We start from the raw sequence: 15,017 nt of genomic DNA, 5'->3' as shown, positions 1-15,017 counted from the left end.
CATATAGGGCGGAAACCCTCTCAGGGAAACCGGGGGGCTAGCCGAAAAGGTCGCCCTGTGGCGCGGGGCGCACCTCCGTTCGCGGAGCTTCGAGCCCCAGATGCCGCCACGCCGCCTGCGCGAGCATCCGACCGCGCGGCGTGCGCGCGATGAGACCCTGCTGCAGGAGGTAAGGCTCCGTCACTTCCTCTATCGCATCGCGGGACTCCGACAACGCAGCGGAGAGCGTCTCCACCCCCACCGGCCCGCCGCCGTAGCTTTCCGCGATGAGCCGGAGGTAACGCCGGTCGCTGCCATCGAGCCCCAGTGCATCGACGCCAAGCCTGCTCAACGCCCCGTCGGCAAGCGGCTGGGTGATATGGCCATTCCCCTCCACCAGCGCGAAATCCACCACACGGCGCAGGAGCCGACCGGCGATCCGCGGTGTACCGCGCGCGCGGCGGGCGATCTCCCGCAGGCCGCCTTCCTCCGCCGTGATCCCCATGAGGCGCGCACCGCGAGCGACAATCTGGAACAGCTCGTCCTCCGTGTAGAACTGGAGCCGTGTGGGAATGCCGAACCTGTCCCTGAGCGGCGTGGTGAGCAGGCCGAGCCGCGTCGTTGCCCCGACCAGCGTGAAGGGTGGCAGGTCGATCCGCACGGTGCGCGCGGCAGGCCCCTCCCCGATCACCAGATCGAGGGCGAAATCCTCCAGCGCGGGATAGAGCACCTCTTCCACTACCGGTGAGAGGCGGTGGATCTCATCGATGAACAGCACATCCCGAGGTTCGAGATTGGTCAGGATCGCCGCCAGATCCCCGGCCTTGGCCAGAACCGGGCCGGAGGTCATGCGGAACCCCACCCCCAGTTCGCGCGCCATGATCTGGGCCAGCGTCGTCTTGCCCAGACCGGGGGGGCCGTGGAACAGCGTATGGTCCATCGCCTCGCCGCGCATCCGGGCGGATTCGATGAAAATGCGCAGGTTGGCGCGCGCCTCCGCCTGACCGATGAACTCGTCCAGAAGCTGCGGGCGAAGCGCCCGGTCGGTTTCGGAGCTGTCCTCCGGCAGCGACTCGGGCCGCAGGGTGGGATCTGGCATGGACATGATGGCGCCTCTCGCCGGAACTTTCGCGGAACATCGCCCGGAAGGCAAGGCTTAGTGGCCCTAGCCCTTCGGCGCGAGCAGTTTCAGGGCTGCGCGGATCAGGTCCGGCGTCGCGGCCTCCGGCGCGCGGCCCGCAGCCTCTGCCACCGCCGCCGCCGCCTCCCCCTGCCCGTAGCCGAGGTTCAGCAGCGCCGACAGCGCCTCCGCCGTCGCAGCCGCGGAAGGAGAGGGCGGTGGGGGCGGCGGCAGGTCCACCACCACGCCCTCCTCCTCCGCCATCGGAGGCGCCACGACCGTCGGCCCCGGCCCGGCCCCGAGCGCCATGACGGCGGGGGCCTTGCCCTTCAGCTCATTCACAACGCGCTGCGCGATCTTCGGGCCGACACCCGGCGCCGCCTTCACCGTCGTCCAGTCGCCAAGCGCGATGGCGCGCGCCAGCCCCTCCGCCCCGAGGGTTCCCAGAATGGCGAGCGCCGCCTTGGCGCCGATCCCCTGCACGGTCAGCAGCAGCCGGTGCCATTCCTTCTCCAGCAGCGTCGGAAAGCCGAAAAGCTGGAGAAGATCCTCCCGCACCAGCAGTTCCGTCCAGAGCGCGGCAGCGCCGCCCACGGCGGGCAGCGCGGCCATCGTCCTGTCCGAGACGTAAACGACATAGCCCACGCCGCGCACGTCGATCACCACATGGTCCTGGCCCCGATGCACGACCAGTCCGGCAACGCGCCCGATCATTGCGCCCTCGCCAGCGCGGCGGCGAGTCGGCCTGCGGATTGCATGTGATGTGCGTGACAGATCGCCACGGCGAGCGCGTCCGCCGCATCAGGCCCGGCAATGACGATGCCTGGCAGATGAAGCCGCACCATATGGTCGATCTGCCGCTTCTGCGCGTGTCCCACGCCCACGACCGTCTTCTTGACCGCGTTGGGCGCATATTCGCCCACCCGGATGCCCGCCTGCGCCGGGACGAGCAGGGCGATGCCCCGCGCCTGACCGAGCTTCAGCGTCGCCACGGCATCCTTGTTGACGAAGGTCTGCTCCACCGCGGCAGCCTCCGGCGTATGGGCAGCGAAGACGCGGGACAGCTGGGCGTGCAGGCTCATCAGCCGCATGGCGAGATCCTCGCCCTCAGAATGTAGGATGCCGTTGGCGATATGACTGAGTCGTGAGCCACGCACCTCTATCACCCCCCAACCGAGATTTCGGAGGCCCGGATCTATCCCCATGACGCGCATTCCGACCTGTCCCGAGCATTCTGTTGTCTTTTTGCCTCGCTAGCACGAAAGGCGAACACCCGCCAGAACGATCCGGGTATCAGTAATGATCCCGCAAGGAAGTTGCGACTTCTCCCCACTTCCTCGAAGAAATCACCAAAGACGCGGCGAGAAAACCACCCTGATCGCAAGAACCCATTTTCATTGAATTTTTGTGAAAGAAGCCATGCGCGCCGCGCAAGAGTGCCATGACATCGGCGCCCGTTGAGTTCTCAAAATGCCCGCTCTAGATGCAGCTCAGTCAAAATGATGCTCCCATAAGAAGCAGTTTGTAAAGGATACCAAGATGGCTACGCTCGACACCAACCCGAGCCTCTCGGGCCGCTCGACCGGAGGCCGCGCCCCCCACCTGTTCTCCGGCGCCTTCAGCGCCCTGAAAAGCTGGAACGACGCGCGGCTGACCCGCAAGGCGCTTTCCCGCCTGTCGGACCGCGAACTCAACGACATCGGCCTGACCCGCGCCGATCTGGACGACATCGGCGCGCTCTTCCGCTGAGCCGCCAATCCGGTCCGCAACCGCTGCGGACCCGACGATTGCAAGGCCGCGTTTCCCGCACAGGGGCGCGGCCTTTCGCATTCAGGTTACTTCCGCAGGCCAGTCACTTCCACGCACAGATCACTTGCGAAGGACGAGCGTGGTCCAGTCGCCCAGTTCATCGCGCGCAGCGACATCGAATCCCTGTGCCTCATAGGCGGCGACGACATCATCGGCCTGCTGGTTCAGAATGCCGGACAGGATGACATAGCCCTCCTCCGCCACGTTCATGCCCATGTCGGGCGCAAGTTCCACCAGCGGGCCCTTGAGGATATTGGCAAAGACCAGATCGAAGGGCGCGCGGGCGGTGATCGCCGGATTGTCGAAGCCCGCGGCTTCCACGCAGATCAGCCGGTCGCCAAGGCCGTTCGCCTCCGCATTCGCGGCAGCAACTTCCACCGCGACAGCGTCGATATCGGAGGCGAGCACCGTGCCGGGCCAGAGGGAGGCCGCCGCCATGGCAAGAACCGCCGTGCCGCAGCCGATATCCGCGACGTTCCGCCCGACGAAGCCTTCGTCCGCAAGCCTGTCGAGCGCCTTGAGGCACCCCAGCGTCGTCGCGTGGTGGCCGGTGCCGAAGGCCACCGCCGCCTCGATCAGCAGGGCCACACGGCCTTCGGGCACCTTGTCGGCATCATGCGCGCCATAGACGAAGAACCGCCCGGCCTCCACCGGATGCAGTTCGCGCCGAACCTTGGCGACCCAGTCGATCTCGGGCAATTCGGAGACGGTGAAATCCTTGGCCGCATGAACGGCGGCGAGCAGTGCCAGCGCCACCTCGTCCGGCGGATCGAAGAAATAGGCGCCGACTTCCCACAGACCGGAGCCGTCCTCGATCTCGAACGCGCCGACGCCGTAGGGCTCGGGCTCCAGATCCTCCAGCGCTTCGGCAAGCGCATCGGCAGGCTCGCGGCCGGGCAGCGTGGTCAGGGCGGCATAGGTGGGCATGTGGGCCTCCGGGCGTTTCCGGCCCCGCCTAAGCGGAGGCGCGGGAGGGGTCAAGGACGGAAAGGCTGATCTCCATCAGCCTGTCGGGCGGGAGCGCCGCGTCAAGCGTCGTGACGGGGCAGGCGAATGTCTCCAGCCAGGCCAGATGCCCCGCCAGCGACCGGCCCGTGAAGAAGGGATCGTCATAGCTTTCCGCCCAGGCGAGAAACTCCGCCGTCTCCGGGCAGTCGGCGGCATCGCCGTAGCGCAACCGTTCCCGCCGGCGGAGACGCTCCATCCGCTCTCCGGGGTCGAGGCGGAGGAAGATGACCGCCGTCACCCGTTCCCGAAGCCGTCCCTCCCACCGCATCGGCGCGCCTGACAGAATCCAGTCCCGCCGGGGCAGGAACATCGCCTCCATAAGCGCGAGCCGCTCCGCAGGCGGGCGGGGTGTGCGAAAGGGGGGATCCGTGGGGTGCCAGTAGAAATCGTCGGTGTCGAAATGCTGGCTTGCAAGCCGGATCGCCAGCATTCTTCCCAGCGTCGATGTGCCCGTCCCAGAGGCTCCCGTCACCAGGATGCGGCGGGGCGGAACATGACCGGGCGTTCCGGGCGCAACCCGCCCCGGAAAGGCAATCTGCTCTGCCGCGGCGGCGGACTGTCTGGCGGTCCGATTCTTGGCGGACGGGCTGGGCGACCGGGGCGTGTCCCCCGGCGTTCCGTCCTGTCCTTCGGCTCTCTCGCTCACCGCGCCCTCCGCTTGCGATCCCGTTGCCAGCCCCGGTCCCCCGGAGCCGGCCTTGCCGCAGGCGTGGCGGTCAGGTCGTCGCGCCGATGCCCACCGGGCAGGTGACGCCGGTGCCCCCGATGCCGCAATAGCCCGCAGGGTTCTTCGCCAGATACTGCTGATGGTAATCCTCTGCCGGAAAATAGGCCGGCGCTGGCAGGATCTCGGTGGTGACATTGCCATAGCCCGCAGCCTTCAGCCGCGGCGCAAAGGCAGCCAGCGAGGCTTCCGCCGCAACGCGCTGCGCCTCGTCCGTCCAGTAGATCGCGGAGCGGTACTGCGTGCCGACATCGTTGCCCTGCCGCATGCCCTGCGTGGGGTTGTGGTTCTCCCAGAAGACCTTCAGCAGATCCTCATAGCTGACCATGGTCGGATCATAGACGACACGGACCACTTCGTTATGGCCGGTCATGCCTGAGCAGACCTCCTGATAGGTCGGGTTGGGCGTCACGCCACCCGCATAGCCGACCGAGGTGGACCACACCCCCGGCACCTTCCAGAAGATTCGCTCCACACCCCAGAAACAGCCCATGCCGAAGATCGCCACCTGCATCCCCTCCGGCATGTCCCAGAGAGAGCGGCCGGACACGAAATGCGTATCGGCAGTGGGGATGGGGTGGGCGCGGCCGGGAAGCGCTTCGCCACGCGTCGGCAGCGCGAGTTTCTTGCCTGCGAAGGTGAACATGCTCGGTCCTCCTGTGAGTGGAGAGAATATAGGAAACCTGCGGCCAACCCCAAGTAGTCGTGGGGACAAGGTGGCATGTTACAGCCTAGTAAAAGCTCTGCGGGTCGATGTCGATGGTTACACGGAGGTGACCGGGCACACGAAGCTGCGAGATCCATTCGGAGATTGCGCCCTGAAGGCCCACGCCCTTGCCCGCCTTCACCAGCAGCCGCACCCGGTGACGCCCCCTGACGCGCGCGATCGGCGCAGGGGCCGGGCCATAGACCTGCGCGCCTACACGGCGGAGCGGCTGGTCCCGCCGCGCGAGTTCGGCGCCGAAGTCGAACGCCTCCGCCACATCCGGGGAGGACAGGATGATCCCCGCCATGCGCCCGTAGGGCGGCACCCCCGCCGCGCGGCGCTCCTCAGCCTCGGCCCGCCAGAACCCTTCCTCGTCACCCGAAAGGATCGCGCGGATCACCGGATGCTCGGGCTGAAAGGACTGGAGCAACGCCAGCCCCTGACGCCCCTCCGCCCGGCCCGCCCGGCCCGCCACCTGCCGCATGAGCTGAAACGTGCGCTCCGCCGCCCGCAGATCGGAACCTTTCAGCCCCAGATCGGTATCGATCACACCGACCAGCGTCAGAAGCGGGAAGTTGTGGCCCTTGGCGACGAGCTGGGTGCCGATGATGATGTCGGCACCGCCCTCCGCGATCTCCTCTATTCGCGCCTTCAGCGCGCGCGCGGAGCCGAAGAGGTCTGAGGACAGCACGGCGATCCGGCGGCCCGGAAACAGCGCCTCCACCTCCTCCGCCAGCCGCTCTACACCCGGCCCGACGGGGGCAAGCTTGCCCTCCACCCCACAGGAGGGACAGGCGGTGGGGATCGGCTTTGTCTCTCCGCACTGATGGCAGACGAGCCGCTTCTGGAACCGATGCTCCACCATCCGGGCGTCACAGTGGTCGCAGCCGATCTGGTGCCCGCAGGCCCGGCAGACGGTCAGCGGCGCATAGCCCCGCCGGTTGAGGAACAGCAGCGCCTGTTCCCCCGCCTCAACCCGCGCGCTCACGGCGGCGGCAAGCGTGGGCGAGATCCAGCGGTTGGAGGGCACATCCTCGTCGCGCATGTCGATCGCCCGCATCTCGGGCAACTCCGCGGCGCCGTAGCGCGCGGCGAGATCGATCCGCGCGTATTTCCCAGCCTCCGCATTCGCCCAGCTTTCGAGCGAGGGGGTGGCGGAAGCCAGAATGACCTGCGCAGAGCAGAGCGAGGCCCGCAGCACCGCCATGTCACGCGCGTTGTAGAGGATGCCCTCCTCCTGCTTGTAGGAGGTGTCGTGCTCCTCATCGACCACGATCAGCCCCAGATCGCGGAACGGCAGAAACAGCGCGGAGCGGGCGCCGACGACGAACTGCGCCTCGCCCCTGCTCACCGCGCGCCAGAGGCGGCGGCGTTCGGTCTGGGTGGCGCCGGAATGCCACTCCGCGGGCCGCGCGCCGAAGCGCGCCTCCACCCGCTTGAGGAATTCCGCCGTCAGCGCGATCTCCGGCAGCAGCACGAGCGCCTGCCGACCGGCGCGCAGGCATTCGGCCACCGCCTCCAGATAAACCTCCGTCTTGCCAGAGCCGGTGACACCCTTCAGCAGCGTCGTGCCGTAATGGCCGGAAGCCACACCCTGCCGGAGCCGCGCCGCGGCGCCGGCCTGATCCTCCGTCAGCGCATGACCGGCACGGGCGGGGTCGAGACGGGGATAGGGCTGGTCGCGGGGGGCATCCTGCTCCAGCAGCACCCCCTGCGCCACGAGGCCCTTCACCACGCCGGAGGAAACCCCGGCCAGCCCCGCCAGCTCGGCGGGCGTGAAGCCCGGATCGCCATATTCGTCCAGGATGTCCAGAACACGCGCCCGCGCCTCCGTCATCCGGTCCGGCTCACGCCCGCCACGGAGCAGGATGCGCCGCGTCGCGGGCGGCGCGCCGAGCCCCGGCGCCCGCGTGGCGAGCCTGAGCATGAGCGCGAGCGGCGTCAGCGTGTATTGCGCGCCCCGCTCCAGAAACTGGCGCATTGCCTCCGCCATCGGCTCCGCATCCAGCACGCGGGTGACAGGGCGGAGACGGGCCGCGTCGAAGTCGCCGTCCCCCGGCCCCCAGACCACGCCCAGCACCTGCCGCGGACCGAGCGGAACCTGCACGAAATCGCCCTCCGCGCAGCCACCCTCAGGCGCCAGATAGTCCAGCCGCCGGTCGAGCGCCGTGGTCACGACACCGACCCGCGCGCCCGCCGGATAGTGGCCGGGGGCGGCTGACACGGCAACGGGGATGTGAAACAGGTCAGTCATGCACTTTCCGCCCGCCTCCCGGTGGGGTATGACGGCCTCCAATCCCTTTCACGAACAGGACACCCGTGATGAAGTTCTTCGTCGACACCGCCGATGTCGCGGCCATCGCCGAGCTGAACGAGCTTGGCATGGTCGACGGCGTCACCACCAACCCGTCGCTCATCCTGAAATCCGGCCGCAACATCCTTGAAGTCACCAAGGAGATCTGCGGTATCGTCTCCGGCCCGGTTTCCGCCGAAGTCGTGGCGCAGGATGCCGACGACATGATCGCAGAGGGCCGCAAGCTCGCCGAAATCGCGCCGAACATCACGGTCAAGGTGCCGCTGACCTGGGCGGGCCTGAAGGCCTGCAAGGTGTTGTCGGACGAAGGGTTCATGGTCAACGTGACGCTCTGCTTCTCCCCCAACCAGGCGCTGATCGCCGCCAAGGCAGGGGCCACTTTCATCTCGCCCTTCATCGGGCGCCTGGACGATATAAACATCGACGGCCTGGATCTCATCGCCGACATCCGGCACATATATGACAACTACGGGTTCGAGACGCAAATCCTGGCGGCGTCCATTCGCACCGTGAACCACATCACCGAATGCGCGAAGATCGGGGCCGATGTCATCACCGCGCCCCCCGCCGTCATCAAGGCGCTGGCCAGCCATCCGCTGACCGAGAAGGGCCTTGACCAGTTCAACAAGGACTGGGCGGCGACGGGACAGAAGATCCTCTGACCCGTTTCGATCCCTGGCTGGCGCGTTGGGGGCTGATCCCCGACGGGCCGGTAAGGGACACTCCCGCCTCAAGGCTCTTGCCCGTGCGATGCCTCGACCGGCCCGCGATGCTGAAAGTCACGCGGTCGGACGAGGAGCGCGCGGGGTATGCGCTGATGGTCTGGTGGCACGGTGAAGGCGCGGCCCGTGTGCTGGCCTGCGAGGGCGATGCGCTGCTGATGGCACGGGCCACGGGCCGCCGGTCGCTTCTCCACATGTCCCGGACGGGAGAGGATGGCGCGGCGACGGCGGCGCTCTGCGCAGTGCTCGCCCGTCTTCACCGCCCCCGCGCCGGGGCGCCGCCCCTCATTCCGCTGGAGACGTGGTTTGCCGATCTGTGGCGCTTTGCCGCCGATCCGAGACTGGCCCGCGGGACCGTGATCGCGCGGCAGGCGCTGGCCGCCCAGCGGGAACGCCTGCCGCTCCACGGCGATCTGCATCATGGCAACGTGCTCGACTTCGGCGAGGAGGGCTGGCTCGCCATCGACCCGAAGGGGATCGAGGGCGACCGGGCGTTCGACCATGTCCGGCTTTTCACCAATCCCGATCTTGCCGATCCCCGTCATGCCGTCGCGCTGATGCCCGGCGTCTTTGAGACGCGTCTGCGCATCGTCGCCCGTGACGCCGGGATCGATCGCCCTCGTCTGCTCCGCTGGATCGTGGCGGGAGCGGCCCTGTCCGCAGCGTGGTTGCTGGAGGACGGCGCGGATGCCACGCTCACTCTGGCCGTAATGTCACGCGCGCTGGAAGAATTGGACGGGGGCTGACCGCCCGCGTTGCCGCCTTCCCGTCGCCCCGCCATAGTCGGAGCAAAATCGAGAGGGCAGCCATGGCGGACAATACGGCACAGGAACTGCGCGAACGTATTCTTGCGGAACCGGAACTCATTCTCGAAGACAGGGATCTGATGCGCGCGCTCATAGCGGCGAATGACCGCGCGCTCGGCCCCAATGTGATAGACCTGCGCAGCGTCGCGATGGAGCGGCTCGAATCCGAACTCGACCGGCTGGAGGATACGCACCGGCACGTCATCGCCGCCGCTTATGACAACCTCGCCGGCACCCGGATCGTCCAGCGCGCCGTGCTGAAGCTTCTGGAGCCTGTGGATTTCGCCGAATTCCTCGCCATGCTTCAGGATGAAGCGCAGCAGATCCTGCGCCTCGACAGTGTGCGCCTGGTGATCGAGGCAGAGGTGGAGGCGGAGACGGCCGGCCCCCTTCCCGTCCTGAAGATCGCGCCCGAAGGCTTCTGTGACGCCTATGTCTCCACCGGGCGGCGGGGGCGGGCCAAGCCGGTCACGCTCCGCCCCCTTCAGGATTCGGGCGAGCTTTACGACAACGCCGCCATCCTGTCCGAAGCGCTGCTTCTGCTGGATCTCGGCCCCGGACGGCTGCCGGGGCTGCTGGCGCTCGGTTCCTCCGATGCCAACCATTTCCGTTCGAGCCACGGCACGGAGCTGCTCACCTTCCTCGCAGCAGCCTTTGAGCGGATGATGCGCCGCTGGCTGGCATGAGCCTGCTTTCGCCCGCGATCAGAGATGCGCTGGAGCAATGGTTGACCCGGCTCCGCGCGGTGGAGGGTGCTGCAGAGAACACGGTGACGGCCTATCGCGGCGATGTGACGGGGTTTCTCGCGTTCCTTTCGACCCATCATGGCGGCGCATCAGGTCTGGCTCCCCTCGCCCGCATCACGGGCTCTGACATGCGCGCCTGGATGGCGCATGAGCGCGGGCGCGGCCTCTCGGCGCGGTCGCTTGCCCGTGCGCTCACGGCGGTCAAGACCTTCTACGGCTGGCTGGCGGAACGCGAGGGGTTCGAGCCGACCGCCGTCCTCAGCATCCGCCCGCCCCGCTTCAAGGCGCGCCTGCCCCGCCCGTTGAGCGAGGAGGCCGCCCTTTCCGTCATAGACCGGGTGGAGCTTCAGCACGAAGAACCTTGGCTTGGCGCTCGCGACGCCGCGGTGGTGACGCTGCTCTACGGCTGCGGCCTGCGTATTTCGGAAGCACTGTCCCTGCGCCGTCGTGATGCCCCGCTGGGCGAGACGCTGCGCGTCATCGGCAAAGGGAACAAGGAACGTCTCGTTCCGGTGCTGCCCGTCGCACGGCAGGCAGTCGCGGATTACGTCGCCCTGCTTCCCTTCGCCGTTCCGGCGGAGGAGCCGCTGTTCCGGGGCGCGCGCGGCGGCCCGCTCAACCCCGGCCTGATCACGCGTGCAATGGAGCGGGTCAGAAACCAGATGGGTCTGCCTGCGACGGCCACCCCCCACGCGCTCCGCCATTCCTTCGCCACACACCTTCTGAACGCGGGAGGCGACCTCCGGGCTATACAGGAACTGCTGGGCCACGCTTCGCTTTCCACCACGCAGGTCTATACCGCTGTGGATGCGCGGCGCCTGATGGAGGTTTACGAGAACACTCATCCGCGAGCATGAGCGGCGGAGGCTGTTACAAGATTCATCTCTGCAGCAGTGATGAGGAATACGTCCCGTCACGGGCCAATTTCGAACCGCCGTGTGCCACGATGAGGCCCCACGGCCCCTTCGGAGGGCTAATCCCGCGCATGTCGCGGATCAGTGGTTTGGCACACCGCCGGCGGGAAGCAGGCGGATCGCGGCAAGCGATCTCAATGCCGCTGGGGCTGGAACGGAAGACAGCTGTCGTCGGCAATCCGCGGGCACGGTTGAGGCACTGCGACCGCCCCGTCCGATGTCCGTCCCTCAACCCTGCAGGATGCTTCGTCCTGCCACCATGATTGCAGGGACAGCCAGGGCGATCAGACGATCTGGGCCCTTCGTGCGCGTCCCGGCGTTGCACCCGAGGGAAATATGGGCGATGACCGGGGGGAACGTCACGGGATTACCATGATCACCACCGCTCGCGCCTATCTGGTCCATATCTTCACCGCCACCGGGGCGATCTGGGCGACGCTGGCCATGCTTGCCGCCGTCGATCACAAGTGGGACACGATGTTCCTGTGGCTGGTCGTCGCTTTCATCGTGGACGGGATCGACGGCCCGCTGGCCCGCCGTTACGACGTGCGGGAAAAGGCGCCGATCATCGACGGGGTGCTGCTCGACCTCATCATCGACTACCTGACCTACGTGTTCATCCCCGCCTATGCGCTGTTTGCCTCCGGTATTCTGCCCGGATGGACGGGTTGGTGTGCGATACTGGTCATCAACTTCGCCTCGGTCCTCTATTTCGCGGACAGTCGGATGAAGACCAAGGACAACTCCTTTTCCGGCTTTCCGGCCTGCTGGAACATGGTGGTGCTTGTGTTCTTTGCGCTGAAGCCGGATTTCTGGATCGCGCTCGCCATCGTCATAGCATTGGCGGTGCTGATGTTCGCGCCGCTGAAGTTCGTCCATCCCATGCGAACGAAGCGCTGGTCTGCCCTGACGCGCCCGGTGGCGTTCCTCTGGGTGGCGCTGGCCGGATGGAGCGCCTGGGTGGATTTCTGGCCCTCCAGCTTCGTGCAGTGGGGGCTGGCGATCACGACGATCTATCTGGTCCTTGCCGGGATCGTGCAGCAAATGACCGAAAGGCCCGGGCGCTTCTCACCACCCTGAGCGGCACCAGTGACGGGATGTCAAAAGGGCGCGAAACCGCGCCCTTTTCCTTATCATTCATCCGAGTGTCCCGCGCGCTTCAGCCGAGCACGGCATCGCAGCGGGCACAGGTGCCCGGATGCTTATGGGTGCCGACATCGGGCAGGATCTTCCAGCAGCGTTCGCATTTGCCGCCGTCCGCACGTTCAAAGACCACGCCCACACCCTCGATCTCCGGCAGGCGGAATGCCTCGGCGGGGATCGGATCGGTGGTCAGCCAGATTTCAGAAGTGATGCAGACATCCGCGAATTCGACGCCCTTCAGCGCCTCCTGCATGTCCGGGTTGCGCACATGGACGACGGGAGCGGCCTCCAGACTGGAGCCGATCACCTTCTCCTGCCGCTGGATCTCCAGCGCGGCCGTCACCACCCGGCGCACGCGGCGGATCTCCTCCCATTTGCGGGCGAGTTCGGCATCCTGCCAATTCACAGGCGTCTCGGGGAAGTCCTGCAGGTGGACGGAAGACTCCTCGCCCGGATAGCGCGACAGCCAGACATCCTCCATCGTGAACGCCAGCACCGGGGCGAGCCATGTGACCAGCCGGTGGAACAGGATGTCGAGCACCGTGCGCGCCGCGCGCCGGCGCAGGCTGCCCACGCCATCGCAATAGAGCACGTCCTTGCGGATATCGAAGTAGAACGCCGACAGATCGACGGTGCAGAACTGGAACAGCTTCTGGAACACGCCCTGGAAGTCATAGGCGTCATAGCCGCGCCGGACCTCGCCATCCAGCTCGGCCAGACGGTGCAGCACCCAGCGTTCCAGCTCCGGCATCTCCTGCGGCGCGATGCGTTCCGCCTCGTCCCAGCCGTCGAGATTGCCGAGCATGAAACGCATGGTGTTGCGCAGGCGGCGATAGCTGTCGGCGGTGCCCTTCAGGATCTCCTTGCCGATCCGCTGATCCACCGTGAAATCGGACTGCGCCACCCAGAGGCGCAGGATGTCCGCCCCGTATTCCTTGATGACCTCCGCCGGGACCACGGTATTGCCGAGCGACTTGGACATCTTCATGCCCTTCTCGTCCAGCGTGAAACCGTGGGTCAGCACCCCCCGATAGGGTGCGCGCCCGATTGTGCCACAGGCCTGCAGCATGGAGGAGTGGAACCAGCCGCGATGCTGGTCCGTCCCCTCCAGATACAGATCCGCGATGCCGTCCGGCGTACCGTCGGGCCGGTCGCGCAGCACGAAGGCATGGGTGGAGCCGCTGTCGAACCACACGTCCAGCACGTCCCTGACCTGATCGTAGGCGGCGGGATCGTAAAGGCCGTCCAGCACCTTTTCCTTGAATCCGTCCTCGAACCACACATCCGCGCCGTCGGCCTCGAATGCCGCGACGATCCGGGCGTTCACCTCCGCATCGCGGAGCAGGAAATCGGCATCCGTGGGCTTCGCGCCCCTTTTCACGAAGCAGGTGAGCGGCACGCCCCAGGCACGCTGGCGCGACAGAACCCAGTCGGGCCGCGTCTCCATCATGGAATGCAGCCGGTTGCGCCCCGAAACGGGCGTAAACGCCACCAGATCCTCGATGGAGGTCAGCGCGCGCTGACGGATCGTGTCGCCATAAGTGCCCGTGCCATCGTCCAGCGGCTTGTCGATCGCGACGAACCACTGCGGTGTGTTGCGGTAGATGACCGGGGCCTTGGAGCGCCAGCTATGCGGGTAGGAGTGCTTGATCCGGCCCCGTGCGATCAGGGCGTCCGCCTCGACCAGCCGGTCGATGACCGCCTTGTTCGCGCCGCCTTCCTTGCCCTTCGGCGTGATGATGAACTCCCCCGCGAAGAGCGGCAGGTCGGCCCGGTAGGAGCCATCCTCCATCACGTTGTAGGTCATCGGAAGGCCGAACTTCAGGCCGAGCTGATAGTCGTCATCGCCGTGGCTGGGCGCGGTATGGACAAAGCCCGTGCCGGCATCGTCAGTGACATGATCGCCCGGCAGCATGGGCACGTCATAGTCCCACTCGCCCTTGCCGCCCTCCACGCCGCGCAGCGGATGGGACATCTTGATAGTTTTGAGATCACCGCCCGTTACCTCACGGACACGTTCCACTCTATCCACTCTGGCGGCGGTAAACACGCTTTCGGCGAGTTTGTCGGCGAGGATGAGCAAATCACCTGGCTTGGCCCAATTGTCCTCTGCCGCTTCGACCACCCGGTACAAGCCGTACGAAATATCGGGATTGAATGCGACCGCACGGTTTTGAGGAATGGTCCACGGAGTGGTGGTCCAGATCACTACTGATGCATTACGGAGATCAGTTTGTCGTTCGTGTGTGCGCTCAACTAGGGGGGTTAGATCTTCGCCGGGCCTGACCCATTCTGCGCGAGCCGAAATTGCCGCGATCACCGGGAACTTCACCCAGATCGTGTGCGAGGTGTGATCGTGGTACTCGATCTCCGCCTCGGCCAGCGCGGTCTTTTCGACCGGGGACCACATGACCGGCTTCGACCCCTGATAGACCGAGCCGTTCATGACGAACTTCATGTATTCGTCGGCGATCACGGCTTCGGCATGATAGGCCATGGTCAGGTAGGGATCGGCCCAGTTGCCGGTGATGCCGAGGCGCTTGAACTCCTCCCGCTGGATATCGACCCAGCCTTCGGCGAAGCGGCGGCATTCGCGGCGGAAGTCCACCACGGGCACGTCGTCCTTGTTCAGACCCTTGGCGCGGTACTGTTCCTCGATCTTCCATTCGATCGGCAGGCCGTGACAGTCCCAGCCGGGGACGTAGCGGCTGTCCTTGCCCATCATCTGCTGGGAGCGGACGATGAAGTCCTTCAGCGTCTTGTTCAGCGCGTGGCCGATATGCAGATGCCCGTTCGCATAGGGAGGGCCGTCATGCAGCACGAAGGACGTCCGCCCCTTCTTTTCGCGCAGACGGTCGTAGATGCCGATCCGCTCCCACCGGGCGAGCCATTCCGGCTCCCGAGCGGGCAGGCCCGCACGCATGGGGAATTCGGTCTTCGGCAGGAAGACGGTGTCGCGGTAGTCCACGGTATCGGCAGGCGTATCGGTCATCGGAACGGTCCGGTCAGAAGAGGGATTGTCGGCG

14 protein-coding genes are annotated in these 15,017 nt (G+C 66.6%); 6 read left to right on the top strand and 8 right to left on the bottom strand.

Annotation, left to right across the window (positions count from 1 at the left end; genetic code table 11):
* Window positions 1–37: 37 nt before the first annotated feature.
* The 3 genes from ruvB to ruvC are packed head-to-tail and all read right to left on the bottom strand — an operon-like array spanning window position 38 to window position 2,313.
* Entirely contained in the window at window positions 38–1,084 is a 1,047-nt protein-coding gene (ruvB, locus tag CG51_RS05085) for a Holliday junction branch migration DNA helicase RuvB (RefSeq protein ID WP_035742633.1), read from the bottom strand.
* 60 nt (window positions 1,085–1,144) lie between these two features.
* Window positions 1,145–1,813, bottom strand: coding sequence for a Holliday junction branch migration protein RuvA (ruvA, locus tag CG51_RS05080; RefSeq protein WP_035742631.1), 669 nt, complete (start codon window positions 1,811–1,813; stop codon window positions 1,145–1,147).
* Complete coding sequence (gene ruvC / locus CG51_RS05075; protein WP_035742628.1) at window positions 1,810–2,313, bottom strand: crossover junction endodeoxyribonuclease RuvC; 504 nt, start codon at window positions 2,311–2,313, stop codon at window positions 1,810–1,812. Before ruvC ends, ruvA begins: the two co-directional genes overlap by 4 nt.
* 325 nt (window positions 2,314–2,638) lie before the next feature.
* On the opposite strand from ruvC, the gene CG51_RS05070 reads away from it, so the two are divergent.
* Window positions 2,639–2,848, top strand: a complete 210-nt coding sequence (locus tag CG51_RS05070) for a DUF1127 domain-containing protein (RefSeq protein WP_035742625.1) — start codon at window positions 2,639–2,641, stop codon at window positions 2,846–2,848.
* Window positions 2,849–2,968: 120 nt separating this feature from the next.
* Here CG51_RS05070 and CG51_RS05065 read toward each other — a convergent pair whose 3' ends face one another.
* The 4 genes from CG51_RS05065 to CG51_RS05050 all read right to left on the bottom strand — a co-directional run bounded on the left by CG51_RS05065 (window position 2,969) and on the right by CG51_RS05050 (window position 7,600).
* On the bottom strand, window positions 2,969–3,835 hold the full coding sequence (locus CG51_RS05065; RefSeq protein WP_035742622.1) for a 50S ribosomal protein L11 methyltransferase: 867 nt from the start codon (window positions 3,833–3,835) through the stop codon (window positions 2,969–2,971).
* 28 nt (window positions 3,836–3,863) lie between these two features.
* A complete protein-coding gene (locus tag CG51_RS05060; protein ID WP_198947648.1) occupies window positions 3,864–4,562 on the bottom strand; it encodes an AAA family ATPase in 699 nt (232 codons plus the stop codon).
* A gap of 70 nt (window positions 4,563–4,632) precedes the next feature.
* Complete coding sequence (gene msrA, locus CG51_RS05055; RefSeq protein ID WP_035742619.1) at window positions 4,633–5,286, bottom strand: peptide-methionine (S)-S-oxide reductase MsrA; 654 nt, start codon at window positions 5,284–5,286, stop codon at window positions 4,633–4,635.
* An 85-nt stretch (window positions 5,287–5,371) separates the two neighbouring features.
* Window positions 5,372–7,600 (bottom strand): primosomal protein N', encoded by a 2,229-nt coding sequence (locus CG51_RS05050; protein WP_051930055.1) that lies wholly within the window; start codon window positions 7,598–7,600, stop codon window positions 5,372–5,374.
* A 68-nt stretch (window positions 7,601–7,668) separates the two neighbouring features.
* On the opposite strand from CG51_RS05050, the gene fsa reads away from it, so the two are divergent.
* The 5 genes from fsa to CG51_RS05025 all read left to right on the top strand — a co-directional run bounded on the left by fsa (window position 7,669) and on the right by CG51_RS05025 (window position 11,928).
* A complete protein-coding gene (gene fsa, locus CG51_RS05045; RefSeq protein ID WP_035707584.1) occupies window positions 7,669–8,322 on the top strand; it encodes a fructose-6-phosphate aldolase in 654 nt (217 codons plus the stop codon).
* A complete protein-coding gene (locus CG51_RS05040; RefSeq protein WP_088233489.1) occupies window positions 8,319–9,128 on the top strand; it encodes an aminoglycoside phosphotransferase family protein in 810 nt (269 codons plus the stop codon). Before fsa ends, CG51_RS05040 begins: the two co-directional genes overlap by 4 nt.
* Window positions 9,129–9,190: 62 nt before the next feature.
* Entirely contained in the window at window positions 9,191–9,874 is a 684-nt protein-coding gene (locus tag CG51_RS05035) for a DUF484 family protein (protein ID WP_035742617.1), read from the top strand.
* Entirely contained in the window at window positions 9,871–10,791 is a 921-nt protein-coding gene (locus tag CG51_RS05030) for a tyrosine recombinase XerC (RefSeq protein ID WP_035742616.1), read from the top strand. The genes CG51_RS05035 and CG51_RS05030 overlap by 4 nt, the downstream gene beginning before the upstream one ends.
* Before the next feature lie 429 nt (window positions 10,792–11,220).
* A complete protein-coding gene (locus CG51_RS05025) occupies window positions 11,221–11,928 on the top strand; it encodes a CDP-alcohol phosphatidyltransferase family protein (RefSeq protein WP_035742946.1) in 708 nt (235 codons plus the stop codon).
* A 79-nt stretch (window positions 11,929–12,007) separates the two neighbouring features.
* On the opposite strand, the gene ileS is transcribed toward CG51_RS05025, so the two are convergent.
* Window positions 12,008–14,983: an isoleucine--tRNA ligase gene (ileS, locus tag CG51_RS05020; RefSeq protein WP_035742614.1), complete on the bottom strand. Its 2,976-nt coding sequence runs from the start codon at window positions 14,981–14,983 to the stop codon at window positions 12,008–12,010.
* Window positions 14,984–15,017 lie beyond the last annotated feature (34 nt).

This window comes from Haematobacter missouriensis (assembly GCF_000740775.1).
Lineage (GTDB): Bacteria > Pseudomonadota > Alphaproteobacteria > Rhodobacterales > Rhodobacteraceae > Haematobacter > Haematobacter missouriensis.
Note: the sequence above shows the minus strand (reverse complement) of the source record. Positions and strands in the feature narration are given on the sequence as shown.